Origin of the sequence: Trinickia terrae (assembly GCF_005144415.1) — a bacterium.
Taxonomy (GTDB): Bacteria; Pseudomonadota; Gammaproteobacteria; order Burkholderiales; family Burkholderiaceae; genus Trinickia_A; species Trinickia_A terrae.
On sequence record NZ_SWJE01000028.1, the window covers coordinates 38,513 to 52,815 of the forward strand.

The following is a 14,303-nucleotide window of genomic DNA, read 5'->3' on the forward strand; positions in this document are numbered from 1 at the left end:
GCCCGCCACGCACTTTTTGGATTGGAACGAACATGTCAGCCGCACTCTCGCACCCCCGGCTCGCCGACTGCCGCAGGCTTTTCCTGCGCAACTACGAGGTGTACATCAACATCGGCGTGCACGACTTCGAGAAGCGCGGCGAGCAGCGGGTCATCATCAACGTCGAGCTGTTCGTGCCGCTCGCGCTGTCGACGCCCGTCGAAGACAAGCTGCGCGAAGTCGTCGACTACGATTTCATGCGCGCGACGATCGCCAGGCGCGTTGGGCAGGGGCACATCCACCTGCAGGAGACGCTCTGCGACGACGTCGCCAAAGTGATGCTCGAGCACCCGCACGTGCGCGCCGTAAGCGTATCGACCGAAAAGCCCGACGTTTATCCGGACTGCGACGCCGTCGGCGTCGAAGTCTTTCGCATCAAAGAGGTTTGAGCATGAATGCTTCCGGGATCCTGACGAGCGGCGCCGAACCGGCCGCTGCCGAAGAGGCGAGCGAGCGCCGTGCGCTCACGCGCCGCGAGCAGAAAGAGGCGTACGAGAACAACAAGCTCTTCAAGCGGCTCGCGCGCCAGGTCGGCCAGGCGATCGGCGACTACAACATGATCGAGGACGGCGACAAGGTGATGGTGTGCCTGTCGGGCGGCAAGGATAGCTACGCGATGCTCGACGTCCTGATGCGTCTGCGCGAGCGCGCGCCGATCGACTTCGAGATCGTCGCCGTCAATCTCGACCAGAAGCAGCCGGGCTTTCCCGAGCACGTGCTGCCCGAGTACCTGGCGAAGCTCGGCATCCCGTTCCACATCGAGAACCAGGACACCTACAGCATCGTCAAGCGCCTCGTGCCCGAAGGCAAGACGACCTGCTCGCTGTGCTCGCGGCTGCGGCGCGGCATCCTGTACCGCGTCGCGGGCGAGCTCGGCGCGACCAAGATCGCGCTCGGCCACCATCGCGACGACATCCTGCAGACGCTGCTCCTGAACCTGTTCTACGGCGGCAAGCTGAAGGGGATGCCGCCGAAGCTGCAATCGGACGACGGCAAGAACGTCGTGATCCGCCCGCTCGCCTACGTGAAGGAGACGGATCTCGAGAAATACGCGGAGCTGCGCGAGTTTCCGATCATCCCGTGCAACCTGTGCGGCAGCCAGCCGAACCTGAAGCGAGCGGAGATGAAGGCGCTGATCCGCGAGTGGGACAAGCGCTTTCCGGGCCGCGTCGAGAACATGTTCAACGCGCTGTCGAACGTGGTGCCCTCGCACTTGATGGATGCCGGGCTGTTCCCGTTCGCGGGCCTGCGCGCGACGGGCGAGGCCGACCCGGCGGGCGACATCGCGTTCGACGAGGAGCCGTGCTCGACCGATGCGCCGGACGCCTCGCCGGGCGGGAGCGGCAAGCCGATCTCGATCGTGCAGTTCGACGATCTCTGATCTGACCAAGGATGGCGCGAGACTATCGCGCCATTTTCTTGTCGGCCCGCGCCGGGCCGCCCCCAAGTGTACTGACCGCCCCCTCGGGGGGCGGCGAACGAAGTGAGCGTGGGGGCAGTTTCTTTTCCAGCATCGCTTTTACTTCGGGCCATTCCGTGTCGATGATGCTGAAGCGCACGGAGTTGCGCCTGCGTCCGTCCGGCATGATCCGCTCGTTTCGCACGATGCCTTCCTGCTTCGCGCCGATGCCGAGGATCGCGGCGCGCGACTTCGCGTTCAGCTCGTCGGTCGTGAATTGCACGCGCACGCATTGCATTGTCTCGAATGCGCAAGCCAGGAGGAGGTACTTCGCCTCCGTGTTGATGCCGGTCCGCTGGGCCGACGCCGCGAGCCACGTCGAGCCGATCTCCAGCTTGCGATTGTCGCGGTCGATTTTCCAGAAGCGCGTGGTGCCGACGATCTTTCCGGTGTCGCGCCTCGCGATCGCGAACGGCATCACGGTGCCGTCCCGGCGGCCCGCCAGGGCTCGCTCCAGGTACGCGTCGATCGTGTCCGGCGCGGGGACGACCGTGACTTTCAGGTTCCATAGCTCGCCGTCCTTGGCCGCGTCGAGGAGCGCCGCTGCGTGGCCGTACTGCAGCGGCAGGAGTTCGACGGTCTTTCCTGTCAGGGTGGGCTGCTCGGCGGCGGGGGTGTCGAGAATCATCGGGAAGGGCGGCGTTGTCGGCGAAGATGGGGGCATCGTACGAGGCTGGGACGTAGCGGGCAAGAGCCGGCTTCGGCGCGGAACCCGCGCGGGCTCGTGGCTCTAGACGGTGCGTCTGGCGTGGCTCTTTTGGTGGAGCCACGAATTCCGTAGATTAAGCATTTGTCCGGCACCTCGCCGGTGCTTCACCCACCAAGAGACGCCCTTATGTCTTCCACGACGAACATCTATCAGCAACCGATCGGGGAGCCACTCCCCGAATGGACTGCGCGTCCTCAGCCGCCGCGTGTTTCCCTCGACGGCCGATATTGCCGGCTCGAGCCGCTCGACGCCACCCGCCACGCCGCCGGCCTCTACGACGCCTACAGCCGAGCCGACGGCGGCCGCGACTGGACTTACATGTCGGCCGGGCCGTTCGCCGATGCCACCGCCTATCGCGAGTACGCCGAGCGGACCGCCGCGAGCCGCGATCCACTGCACTACGCGGTGATCGACCTGAAAACACAGCGCGCGGTCGGCACGCTGGCGCTGATGCGCATCGATGCGGCCAACGGCGTGATTGAAGTCGGTTTCGTCGCGTTTTCGCCGCTGCTCCAGCGCACGCCGGTCTCGACCGAGGCGCAGTATCTGCTGATGAAGCACGTCTTCGACGATCTCGGCTACCGCCGCTACGAATGGAAGTGCGACAGCCTGAACGAGCGCTCGCGCCGGACGGCGGAGCGGCTCGGTTTCCAGTTCGAAGGGATTTTCCGCCAGGCCATTGTCTACAAGGGACGCAGCCGCGATACGGCGTGGTTCTCCGTCATCGACAAGGAATGGCCCGCACGGCGCGCCGAGTTCGAGCAATGGCTCGCGCCGGAGAATTTCGACGAGCAAGGCGTTCAGCGCCGCTCGCTGACGGAAATTCGCGGCGCGTGAGACGCAGGCGAGCAGCAGGCGGCAAGGCGCGGTAACGAGAGGCAAGGGAGCGGCAAGGCGCCCCCGCGACAGGCTCGCGGCACGGCGTCCGGCGCGGGGAAGGAGCGTGCGGAAGCCCTCACGGCAAGCGTGGGACGCCAGACCCCACATGTTAGAATGGCCCGCTCAAAACTCCTCTCATCGCCGATGCCATGAACATCGTGATTTTGGCGGCAGGCACCGGCAAGCGCATGCGTTCGGCGCTGCCCAAGGTGCTTCATCCTCTGGCCGGCAGGCCGCTTCTGTCCCACGTCATCGATACCGCCCGCACGCTGAAACCCGTGCGGCTCGTGGTCGTGGTCGGCCATGGCGCCGAGCAGGTGCGCGCGGCAGTCGCCGCGCCCGACGTCCAGTTCGCCGTGCAGGCCGAGCAGCTCGGCACGGGGCATGCGGTTCAGCAGGCGCTGCCGCTGCTCGACCCGGCTCAGCCGACGCTCGTGCTCTACGGCGATGTGCCGCTCACGAAGGCGAGCACGTTGAAGCGCCTGACCGACGCGGCCGTCGAAGGCCGCTACGGCGTGCTCACCGTGACGCTCGACGACCCCGCCGGCTACGGGCGCATCGTCCGCGACCAGGCAGGCTACGTCCAGCGCATCGTCGAGCAGAAGGACGCCACGCCCGAGCAGCAGAAGATCCGCGAGATCAACACCGGCATCGTCGTGACGCCGACGGCGCAGCTCGCGATGTGGCTCGCGTCGCTGAGGAACGACAACGCGCAGGGTGAGTATTACCTGACGGACGTCGTCGAGCGCGCGATCGAAGCGGGCTTCGACATCGTCACGACGCAGCCCGACGAGGAATGGGAAACGCTCGGCGTGAACAGCAAGGCGCAGCTCGCCGAGCTCGAGCGCGTGCACCAGCGCAACGTCGCCGATGCGCTGCTCGCGGCGGGCGTCACGCTCGCCGACCCGACGCGGCTCGACGTGCGCGGCACGCTCGAATGCGGGCGCGACGTCTCGATCGACGTGAACTGTGTGTTCGAAGGCCGCGTGACGCTGGCCGACAACGTGACGATCGGCCCGAACTGCGTGATCCGCGATGCGGCGATCGGCGCGGGCACGCGCATCGACGCCTTCACGCACGTCGAAGGCGCGCAGGTCGGCGCGCAAGTCGTGCTCGGCCCGTACGCGCGCCTGCGTCCCGGCACCACGCTTGCGGACGAAGCCCACGTCGGCAACTTCGTCGAAGTGAAGAACGCGGTGCTCGGCCATGGCTCGAAGGCGAATCATCTGACCTATATCGGCGACGCCGACATCGGCGCGCGCGTGAACGTCGGCGCGGGCACCATCACCTGCAATTACGACGGTGCGTTCAAGCACCGCACCGTGATCGAGGACGACGTCTTCGTCGGTTCGGATACGCAGCTCGTGGCGCCGGTGCGCGTCGGGCGCGGCGTGACGATCGCGGCGGGCACGACAGTCTGGAAGGACGTGCCCGAGGGCATGCTGGTCCTGAACGACAAGACGCAGACGTCGAAGAGCGGCTACGTGCGCCCGACGAAAAAGAAGAGCTGACCGGTCCCGGCAAGTCTTCTCGGCCGCCCGCGCCTGAATGCACCTGAGCGCGGGGGCCGAACACTCATGAGCAAAGGAATCGAACACCATGTGCGGCATTGTTGGCGCGGTAGCGCAACGTAACATCGCTTCCATCCTGGTCGAAGGGCTGCGACGCCTCGAATATCGCGGCTACGATTCGTGCGGCGTCGCCGTGCTGGCCGACGGCGCATTGCGCCGGGCGCGCAGCGTCGCGCGCGTGGCGGACCTCGACGCGCAGGTGCGCGAGTCGGATCTCGACGGCGTGACGGGCATCTCGCACACGCGCTGGGCGACGCACGGCGCGCCCGTCACCGACAACGCGCACCCGATCTTCTCGCGCGACACGGTGGCGCTCGTGCACAACGGCATCATCGAGAACTACGAGTCGCTGCGCGAGATGCTGCGCGGCAAGGGCTACGAGTTCGCCTCGCAGACCGATACCGAAGTCGTCACGCACCTGATCCACAGCCTGTACCGCGGCGACCTTTACGCGGCGGTGCGCGAGGCCGTCAAGCAGCTGCACGGCGCCTATGCGATCGCCGTCATCCATAAGGATCAGCCGCACACGGTCGTGGGGGCGCGCGCGGGCTCGCCGCTCGTCGTCGGTCTGGGCGAGGGCGAGAACTTCCTCGCCTCGGATGCGCTCGCGCTCGCGGGTAGCACCGAGCGCTTCATCTTTCTCGAGGAAGGCGACGTTTGCGAGCTCTCGCTTAACGGCGTGAGGATCGCCGATCGCGACGGCAACGACGCCGTGCGCGAAGTGCGCACGGTCGTCGCTTACGGCGGCGCGGTCGAGCTCGGGCCGTATCGCCATTTCATGCAGAAGGAAATCTTCGAGCAGCCGCGCGCGATCGCCGACACGATCCCGCAGGCCGAAGCCTTCGACGCCACGCTCTTCGGCGAGAAAGCGGCCGAGGCCTTCGCCGGGATCGACAGCCTGCTGATCCTCGCGTGCGGCACGAGCTACTACTCGGGGCTCACCGCCAAGTACTGGCTCGAATCGATCGCGAAGATCCCGACGCAGGTCGAAATCGCGAGCGAGTACCGTTATCGCGATTCGGTGCCGAACCCGAAGGCGCTCGTCGTCGTGATCTCGCAATCGGGAGAGACGGCCGATACGCTCGCGGCGCTCAAGCACGCGCAGTCGCTGGGCCACCGGCATACGTTGTCGATCTGCAACGTCGGCACGAGTGCGATGGTGCGGCTGACCGAGCTGGCGTTCCTCACGCACGCGGGCCGCGAGATCGGCGTGGCGTCGACCAAGGCGTTCACCACGCAGCTCGTCGCGCTGTTCGTGCTGGCGGTGACGCTCGGCAAGATGCGCGGGCATGTCGATGCGGCGCAGGAAGCGGGCTACATCAAGCAGCTGCGGCACTTGCCGGCTGCGTTGAACAGCGTGCTGGCGCTGGAGCCGCAGATCATCGCGTGGTCGGAGGAGTTCTCGCGCAAGGAGAACGCGTTGTTCCTCGGTCGCGGGCTGCACTATCCGATCGCGCTCGAAGGGGCGCTGAAGCTCAAGGAAATCTCCTATATCCACGCCGAGGCGTATCCGGCCGGCGAACTGAAGCACGGGCCGCTCGCGCTCGTGACGGAGGCGATGCCGGTCGTGACCGTGGCGCCCAACGACGCGCTGCTCGAAAAGCTCAAGTCGAATATTCAGGAAGTGCGGGCGCGCGGCGGGCAGCTCTATGTGTTTGCCGACGCGGATACGCGCATCGTCAACGACGAGGGCATCCATGTGATCCGCATGCCCGAGCACTATGGGCTGCTCTCGCCGATCCTGCACGTCGTGCCGCTGCAGTTGCTCGCGTATCACACGGCGTGTGCGCGCGGGACGGATGTCGACAAGCCGCGCAATCTGGCGAAATCGGTGACGGTCGAGTGAGAGGGGAGGGGCGGGCGTCGCGAGCGGCCCGCCTTCATGCGATCGACTCACGGCCCGCGGACGCCGCGTCCGCGGGCCGTGAGTCGAGTGAAGCGGATTACGACTTCGCGGGCCGGCCGGTCTTGACCGGTTCCAGCGCCGAAACCGCCGCGATCAGACGCTTTTCCGGCGCGAACGCCAGCATATGCAGCCCGGCGCGCAGCAGCTCGCTCTTCTTGACCGAGATGCCGGCGGCGACGCAGCGCTTCTTGAGCTCGTCGATCTTCTCGTAGTCGGACTTGGGCATCGTGAAGCTGTCGCGCACGACCTTTTCCTTCTTGGCGCGGCGCGCTTTCTCTTCGGCTACGGCGGGGGCGGCTTCCGTCTTCTTGGGAGCGGCGTCTGCCTTTTTGGTCTTGCGGGCTTCAGCCGGCTTTGCAGCGGCTTTCTTGGCGGTTGCCTTCTTGGCGGGGGCCGCTGCCTTGCTGGCCTTGGCAGGCTGCTTTTCCTGTTTTTCCGCTTCGGCGGCAGGTTGCGCGGCGCTCTTGGGGAAGTGGAACTTCTTCTTGGTCGGCTCTTTGATGACGGGTGTGTTCATGTCGATTCCTTGGAAACAGTAAAAACAGTATATACGATTTATATTGAAATTCCGCGGGGCGGCCATCCGCCGTGGCGGCGGTTGGGCACGCCGCCGTATCGCGCTTCTGTCTGATGATTGGGTGCGGACGCGGCGTTTGAAAAAAGTGCGATCGAGAGATGCCGGCGGCGTTCGAGGCAGTGCTCGAAAAGCTGTCACCGGCTTGCAAAACTGGCTCGGCAAGATGCCGGGTACAAAAAATACGTAACCGGGGCGAAGCAGTGACCAAAAAACACCATGTGCTGTTTCTCTGCAGGGAGAACGCGGCACGCAGCATCATGGCGGAGGCCTTGTTGCGCGAGTTGGGCGGGGGGCGTTTCGAAGCGTTCAGCGCGGGGGCCGATCCCGCCGCGCGCGTTCATCCGCTTGCCATCGCGCAGCTGCGCGCCGGGATTTCCGATCTCGGCCTGCTCGGTCCCAAGAGCTGGCTGGAGTTCACCGGCGAATGGGCGCCGCGCATGGACCTCATCGTCGCGATGGACAGCAGCGTCGCCGAATATCACGCGCCTCGCTTTCCCGGCGAACCCGAGTTCTACGAGTGGAGCTTCGCGAACCCGCTCGCGGAAGGCATGAACGACGAAGAAAGGACGCGTTCGTTCGAGAGCGTCTTCTGGCAGATTTTGCGGCGCATCAGCGTCCTGATTGCCTTGCCGCATTACACCTTGGGGGTGCCGGCGGCGCATCGGCCCGTCGGCGCGGGCGAAACGCTTCTACAGGATTGACGGGTCACGGCGGGCGGCTGCAGCGTCACTGAGCGCGCATTCGGGCAATTCGCCGAACTGCCATGCAAATCGCCCTCGTATCGCCGAATTGTTTTACGGCTTCACCTTCTACACTGCTTTCCATGGAGCGAGTTGTTGAGCCCATCGGCGCGGTCTCCCCCCGCGTTGGTTGTCCGTACCAGTACCCTGTGTTTGGCAGTTCGAGCAGTTGCAGTGGTAGTCGCAGTCGAAGCAAAGGTAAGCGCGGTAACGGTATCTGCAGCAACGGTAGTGGCAGTGCACGCAGCAGACGCACCCAGCAGTCGTAGCTCAGGCGGTATCAGCAACATGGAAATGCAGTTGGGGTTAGTAACGAGGAGTAGGCGCGGGCCAATCGAAGCAGCAAGCAGTCAGCAACAATAGCTTCACCTGTGATGAGAAGACGTCGGCAAGCATCCACGCGCCTGCTCGATCCGTGACTCATCCACCGGAGCCCTGTTTCCCGCGAAACAGGGCTCTTTTTTTATCCGCCGAGCGCCGACAGCACCAGCGCATGCGAGCGGCCGATCCAGATCGCGGCATCGCGATGATCGCGCAGCGGATCGCCGGTATTGGGATGCACGAAGACGTCCAGCTCGCCATGATTCAGCGAGAGCCAGGCGACGATCGGCGCGAAGTGCTCGTTCTCGAAGGCAAGCTGATACGACCACTGCGGATGCGGCCCGACGGGGCGCTCGTGAAAGCGGCCGAGCGTCAGGATGTCGGCGAAGCGCGCTTCGATCGCCTCGCGCAGCGTCCAGGCTGCGTCGCGGCTTGCGGCGTCGAAATACACGTGTGCGTGCCAGTTCGCGATGTCGGCGGTATCCAGGTAGGTCATGGTCGGCTCGGAAACGTTGTTGGGTCGATGCCATCGCGAAGCCTGCGCGGGCTTCGTGCGTCGAGCGTGTCAGTTCGCGTGGGCGTACTCGAAGCTCAGCCCCTCGGGAGACGGCGCTTCCACCACGCAATTCCTGCCCATTGCCTTCGCGCTATACAGCGCGGCGTCGGCTCTCGCGAGGACCGTGGCGAGCGTGTCGCCGTCGCCGAATTCGTCGACGCCCGCGCTGAACGTGCAAGCGATCGCGCCCGATCCGGAGGGCGCCGGCGACGCCGACACGGTGCTCTGCACGGTGCGCAGCAATTGCGCTGCCTCGGCCTTGCCGGTCGACATGAACAGCACCGCGAACTCTTCGCCGCCGAGGCGCCCGAGGACGTCGGTGCCCCGCAGGCCTTGCGACAGCACCGAGACGAAGTGCGCGAGCGTCCGGTCGCCGGCGGCATGTCCGTGGCGGTCGTTGACGCTCTTGAAGTGGTCGATGTCGAGAATCGCGATCGAGAGCGTTATCCGCGCGGCGCATGCCGTGCGCAGCAGTGCTTCGACACGCGCGATGAAGGCGCGGCGCATGAGCGCGCCGGTCAGCTCGTCGATGGTCGCGAGCCGCTCCATGCGCTCGGCGAGGCGGTCGTGGGCGAGCATCACGATGCCGATCGACAGGCAGGGCAGCGTCACGATGCCGAGCCCGAGGAGGGCGGTGTTCAACGGCGTGGGCTCGAGCAGTGCTGTCTGATGCGTCCAGCCGAGCCCGTAGGCGAGGCTCCGGCCGACGTGAAAGAGCGTCCCGAGCAGCGCGGCAATCGATACGAACAGGTAAGCGTACTGGGGCCGGTGCGGCGGCCGGAAGCGGTACGCGACCCACGCGATGGCGAAGCGCACGTAGGCGAAGAACATCGACATCAGCATCACGCGCACGTCGAGGTTCGACGAGACGAAGTTCCAATAGGTGAGCGCAAGGAAAAGCGCGCCGCATCCGGCAAGCTCCAGCGGGCGCCAGACGGGGCGCCCGAAGAACTGCCGGCAGCCTTGCAGCATCAGGTACGCGCCGGCGAGGAGCAGTGTGCTCGCGGTGAAGTAGACGAGGTTTTCTGGCTCGTGGCCGCGCAAGGCGAGCACGGTGAGCGCGACGGTGACGAGCGCATAGGCCGAGAACCAGCGGGTGAGCCCTGGGATGGCGGCGCGCAGCAGCGAGCCGAACACGCCCATGCTTATCGCGCAGGAGAGAATCGCGATGCCGATCAGGGAGACGGGGCTCAGCATGGTGTGCGGCACGACTGCAAACGGAATTGGCTGCCACTATAGCAGCGCTTCGCAACCGCTCAGGAAAGTTTTGACGGGCGCAGGCGGCGTTATCGAAAGCTCGGGCCATCACTCCTGCAACTGCTGTGCTGCAATATCCTCGAGCGAGCGTCCGCGCGTCGGCACGCCCATCAGCACCACGGCCAGCGCGCCGATGACGAGCACGGTCGTGGTCGCGCCGAACACGCCCGCGAAGCCGAGCAGCGGATACACGTAGCCGACGAGGATCGGCGCCGCGATCGCGCCCAGCCGCCCGATCGACGATGCGAGCCCGACGCCCGTGGTGCGCACGCCGGTGGGAAACACTTCCGGCGTGTAGGCATAGACGCCCGCATACGTGCCGTTCATGAAGAACGAGAGCAGGATGCCGGCGATCATGATGCCCGCGTCGCTGCGCGTGAGCGCGAGCCCGAGCGCCGACGCGCCGCCCAGCACCATGTACGACGCGATCGTCGCCTGCCGGCCGATCTTTTCGTTGAGCCACGCGCCGGTGAAGTAGCCCGGTATCTGCGCGAGGTAGATCACGAGCGAATACGAAAAGCTCTTCGTGATGGTCATCCCGCTTTGCACGAGCAGGCCCGGAATCCAGGTGAAGAACGCGTAGTAGCTGAAGGTGATCGACAGCCACATCAGCCAGGTCATCGCCGTGATGCGCGCGAGATGGTGCGACCAGAGCGCCTTGACGTTGCCGGCGAGCGAGCGGCGGGCCGCCGCCACCGGCGCCGCGCCCGCTAGCGCCGCATCTTCGGGTGCGGCTTCGAATTGCACGCCATCGGCTGCCAGCTCGGCCTCCGCGCGGGCGACGATCGCGTCCGCCTCGTCATGGCGGCCTTGCGCTTCGAGCCAGCGCGGCGACTCGGGCAGCGCGCGGCGCCACCACAGGAGCATGACGATCGGCAGCGCGGTGATCACCATGACGGCGCGCCACGCTTCCGAGCCGAGCGGGATCACGAGGTAGCCGAGCAGCGCGGCGGCGACGAAGCCGAACGAGAAGAACCCGGCCAGCGCGCCGGTGAACGCGCCGCGATAGCGCCGCGCGACGAACTCGGAGAGGAACGGCGCGACGATCGCGCTTTCGGCGCCCGTGCCCACGCCCGCGACGATCCGCGTGCCGAGGAAGAACGGCCAGTCGTGCGCGACGGCGCTCGCGAGCGACGCCACGCAGTAGATCACGAGCGCCCACATCATCACGCGCCGCCGGCCGATCAGGTCGCCGAGCATGCCGGCCAGCATCGCGCCGAAGAAGTACCCCATGAAGGTGCCGCTGCCGAGCACGCCCGTCTGCACGCTGGTGAGTCCCCACTGCTGGCGCAGCACCGGCAGCAGGAAGGCCAGCACCGCGGCGTCCATCGCGTCGAACGTATAGCCGAGGCCGCCCATCAGCAGCAGGCGGCGATGAAAACGCGCATAGGGCATGCGCTCGATACGGGCGGCAATCGATGTCATGGCGTCACCTGCAAGGAAAGGTGAACCGAAACGGTACTGCGGCGCGGCGTTCGCTTATGCGCTTTCCAGCTCATTGAAGTGGATGTGGCCTTCCTTCATCACGAGCGGAATGTGATCGCCCTGGCCGAGCAGGCAGTCGACCGACGCGAGCGGATTGCCGTCGACGACCAGCACATCGGCGATCGCGCCCGGCGCGAGACGCCCGAGCTTGCCGGTCATGCCGAGCACCTCGGCGCCCACCAGCGTCGCGCTTGCGATGATCTCGGCCGGGCTCAGCACCTGCGCACGGATGCGGAACTCGTCGCTCTGCAGGCGCTGCGCCTCGCCGAGCAGGTCGGTGCCGAAGCCCATCCGCACGCCGGCGCGCTTGAGGATTTCGAGCGAGCGCAGGCCGGCTTCGTGAACCGCTTCGACCTTGGCCACGCTCTCCGGCGGCAGGCCGTATTTCTCGCCTTCGCTCGCGAGCGCGTCGTAGGTGACGAGGGTCGGCACCACGAACGCGCCGTGCTCGGCGACGAGGCGCGCGGTGGCGTCGTCGATCAGGTTGGCGTGCTCGATCGTGCGCACGCCGCAGCGCACCGCTCGGGCGATCGCCTCCGCCGTGTAGGCGTGCGCGAGCACGTAGGTGCCCCGCGCGCGGGCCTCTTCGACGATCGCGCGGATTTCGTCTTCTGAATAGCCCCATGCGCCGACCGGGTCGGTCGGCGAGGAGACCCCGCCCGAGGCCATGATCTTGATCTGGTCGGCGCCCATCTGCAGCTCTTCGCGCGCGGCGCGGCGCACCGCGTCGACGCCGTCGGCCACGCGCCCGAGCGCGCCCACGCGCACGCAGCACTGGCAGGGCATGTCGGGGGCGATGAAGTCGTGGCGTGCGCGCATGTCGGCGTGGCCGCCGGTCTGGGAGAGCGCGCGTCCCGAGACGAACATCCGCGGACCCTCGGCGAGCCCGCTCTCCACGGCCTCTTTGAACGGAAAGCCCGCGCCGCCCGCGTCGCGGATCGTCGTGAAGCCGCGGCGCAGCATCGCGCGCATCAGCGGCAGCGCGCGCAGCGTCACGAGCACGTTGGGCAGCGTGGCGATGCGCGGCAGGTTGAATTCGATGGCGATGATGTGCGCGTGCAGGTCGATCAGGCCCGGCATGATCGTCTTGCCTTTCAGGTCGATGACCGTCGCGCTCGCGCTCTTGATCGGCTTGTCCGAGATCTCGCGCACGGTCTTGCCTTCGACGAGGACGTCATGGCCGGGCAGCAGTTCGGGTTGCGTAGGGTCGAGCAGGGCGCCGTTGCGGAACAACACGGGGTTCATCGTGGGGGTCTCCGGTTCCAGTGAGTGGGTCGCCGCGTCGATGGCGCGGCTGTTGGTGTGGTGAGCGGACGGGCCTGGGAGTTCCGTGCCCGCAGGACGCGGACGTCCGGCGAGGCCGCGCCGCATTGATCTTTGTGCATAGGATGGTATACCGTTCCCGGTGGCTGAAACGTCGAACGTCCGGTTCCGACGATCCCAGACAATCCACTACGCGGTTTCGACCGCCTCACGCGAATTCCTCACCATGTCGTCCCTCCTCAAAATCGAACGCAGTGTGAAGACCCTGCGCGAGCTGACGCTCGACAAGCTGCGCGGCGCGATCGTCCAGGGCTATTTCAAGCCGGGCGACCGGCTGGTCGAGCGTACGCTCTGCGATGAGCTCGGCGTGAGCCGCACCGTCGTGCGCGAAGTCCTGCGCCATCTGGAAACGGAAGGGCTCGTCGAGATCATCGCGCATCAGGGGCCGATCGTCGCGCGTCTCGATCCGGCGCAGGTGGACGAGATCTACGAGCTGCGCGGCCTGCTCGAGGCGCACGCGGCGCGCGCCTGTGCCGAGCATGCGGCGCCGGAGCTCGTGGGCCGGTTGCGCGAGGAGCGCCGCGAGATCGAAGACGCGTTCCGCAGCAACGACTTGCCGCGCGTGCTCGAGTACACCGAGCGTTTCTACGAGACGATGTTCGAAGGCGCCAACAAGCCGATCGCGCACGATGTCGTGAGGTCGCTGAACGCGCGCATCAACCGGCTGCGGGCGCTGACGATCGCGGTGCCGGGGCGCGGCGACGAGTCGAACCGCGAGATGAATGCGCTGCTCGACGCGATCGAGCGGCGCGACGGCGACGCGGCCTCGGCGGCGTCGTTCGCGCATATCCGGCGCGTCGCGGAGCTTGCCAAGGCGGTGCTGGCGCAGGGCGCGGGCGACGCTTGATCTTTCTGCCTCCGGCATCGGCGGCGTGCTCGCCGGCCGGGCTACATGCCCGGATAGTTCGGCCCGCCGCCGCCCTCGGGCGTGACCCATACGATGTTCTGCGTCGGGTCCTTGATATCGCAGGTCTTGCAGTGCACGCAGTTCTGCGCGTTGATTTGCAGGCGGTCGCTGCCGTCGTCGTGCTTCACGAACTCGTAGACCGCCGCCGGGCAGAAGCGCCCCTCCGGCCCCGCATAGGTGCGCAGGTTCACGTTCACCGGTACGCTCGCGTCCTTCAACGTCAGATGCGCCGGCTGGTTCTCCTCGTGGTTCGTGTTCGAGATGAACACCGAGGACAAACGGTCGAACGTCAGCTTGCCGTCCGGCTTCGGATACGCGATCGGCTTGCATTGCGAGGCGGGCTTGAGCATCTCGTGGTCCCAGTGCTGGTGGTGCAGCGTCCACGGCACGTTGCCGCCCAACAGCTTCTGCTCGATGCCCACCATCAGCGTGCCCAGGTACAACCCCTTGCTCATCCACTGCTTGAAGTTGCGCGCGCGGTGGAGCTCGCTGTAAAGCCACGAAGTCTTGAACGACGCCGGATAGGCGGCGAGCTCATCGCCCTGGCGGCCCGCCTGCACCGCCTCGAACGCCG

General features: G+C 66.5%; 13 protein-coding genes and 1 pseudogene. 7 read left to right on the forward strand and 7 right to left on the reverse strand.

The features are described from left to right. Positions 1-32 precede the first annotated feature (32 nt). Positions 33-428 carry a dihydroneopterin aldolase gene (locus FAZ69_RS32050; protein WP_136899340.1) on the forward strand — a complete coding sequence of 132 codons (396 nt, stop codon included), beginning with the start codon at positions 33-35 and terminating at the stop codon, positions 426-428. Between the two features lie 2 nt (positions 429-430). Then, positions 431-1,420, forward strand: a complete 990-nt coding sequence (gene ttcA / locus FAZ69_RS32055) for a tRNA 2-thiocytidine(32) synthetase TtcA (protein WP_136899342.1) — start codon at positions 431-433, stop codon at positions 1,418-1,420. 22 nt (positions 1,421-1,442) lie between these two features. Here ttcA and FAZ69_RS32060 read toward each other — a convergent pair whose 3' ends face one another. Next, positions 1,443-2,126, reverse strand: a complete 684-nt coding sequence (locus tag FAZ69_RS32060) for a GNAT family N-acetyltransferase (protein ID WP_136899344.1) — start codon at positions 2,124-2,126, stop codon at positions 1,443-1,445. A 207-nt stretch (positions 2,127-2,333) separates the two neighbouring features. Between FAZ69_RS32060 and FAZ69_RS32065 the strand changes: the two are divergent. The 3 genes and pseudogenes from FAZ69_RS32065 to glmS all read left to right on the forward strand — a co-directional run. Then, positions 2,334-3,041, forward strand: a pseudogene (locus tag FAZ69_RS32065) (GNAT family N-acetyltransferase); the annotation flags it as partial. Positions 3,042-3,235: 194 nt separating this feature from the next. Further along, positions 3,236-4,597 carry a bifunctional UDP-N-acetylglucosamine diphosphorylase/glucosamine-1-phosphate N-acetyltransferase GlmU gene (gene glmU, locus FAZ69_RS32070; protein ID WP_136899348.1) on the forward strand — a complete coding sequence of 454 codons (1,362 nt, stop codon included), beginning with the start codon at positions 3,236-3,238 and terminating at the stop codon, positions 4,595-4,597. 88 nt (positions 4,598-4,685) lie between these two features. Next, entirely contained in the window at positions 4,686-6,503 is a 1,818-nt protein-coding gene (gene glmS / locus FAZ69_RS32075; protein ID WP_136899350.1) for a glutamine--fructose-6-phosphate transaminase (isomerizing), read from the forward strand. A gap of 97 nt (positions 6,504-6,600) precedes the next feature. On the opposite strand, the gene FAZ69_RS32080 is transcribed toward glmS, so the two are convergent. Continuing rightward, positions 6,601-7,080, reverse strand: a complete 480-nt coding sequence (locus FAZ69_RS32080; protein ID WP_136899352.1) for a hypothetical protein — start codon at positions 7,078-7,080, stop codon at positions 6,601-6,603. A gap of 260 nt (positions 7,081-7,340) precedes the next feature. Here FAZ69_RS32080 and FAZ69_RS32085 point away from each other — a divergent pair, with 260 nt between their 5' ends. Then, positions 7,341-7,841 carry an arsenate reductase ArsC gene (locus FAZ69_RS32085; protein WP_136899368.1) on the forward strand — a complete coding sequence of 167 codons (501 nt, stop codon included), beginning with the start codon at positions 7,341-7,343 and terminating at the stop codon, positions 7,839-7,841. A gap of 502 nt (positions 7,842-8,343) precedes the next feature. Here FAZ69_RS32085 and FAZ69_RS32090 read toward each other — a convergent pair. The 4 genes from FAZ69_RS32090 to FAZ69_RS32105 all read right to left on the reverse strand — a co-directional run bounded on the left by FAZ69_RS32090 (position 8,344) and on the right by FAZ69_RS32105 (position 12,744). Then, entirely contained in the window at positions 8,344-8,697 is a 354-nt protein-coding gene (locus FAZ69_RS32090; protein ID WP_136899354.1) for a DOPA 4,5-dioxygenase family protein, read from the reverse strand. A gap of 69 nt (positions 8,698-8,766) precedes the next feature. Continuing rightward, positions 8,767-9,954, reverse strand: a complete 1,188-nt coding sequence (locus tag FAZ69_RS32095; RefSeq protein ID WP_136899356.1) for a GGDEF domain-containing protein — start codon at positions 9,952-9,954, stop codon at positions 8,767-8,769. A gap of 108 nt (positions 9,955-10,062) precedes the next feature. Beyond that, positions 10,063-11,439 (reverse strand): MFS transporter, encoded by a 1,377-nt coding sequence (locus FAZ69_RS32100; protein WP_136899358.1) that lies wholly within the window; start codon positions 11,437-11,439, stop codon positions 10,063-10,065. A gap of 54 nt (positions 11,440-11,493) precedes the next feature. Further along, on the reverse strand, positions 11,494-12,744 hold the full coding sequence (locus tag FAZ69_RS32105; protein WP_136899360.1) for a metal-dependent hydrolase family protein: 1,251 nt from the start codon (positions 12,742-12,744) through the stop codon (positions 11,494-11,496). A gap of 244 nt (positions 12,745-12,988) precedes the next feature. Here FAZ69_RS32105 and FAZ69_RS32110 point away from each other — a divergent pair, with 244 nt between their 5' ends. Beyond that, positions 12,989-13,669, forward strand: a complete 681-nt coding sequence (locus FAZ69_RS32110; RefSeq protein WP_136899362.1) for a GntR family transcriptional regulator — start codon at positions 12,989-12,991, stop codon at positions 13,667-13,669. 41 nt (positions 13,670-13,710) lie between these two features. Here the strand turns inward: FAZ69_RS32110 and FAZ69_RS32115 are convergent. Next, the coding region (locus FAZ69_RS32115; RefSeq protein WP_169708838.1) for a 4Fe-4S dicluster domain-containing protein at positions 13,711-14,303 on the reverse strand (593 nt) is incomplete at its 5' end.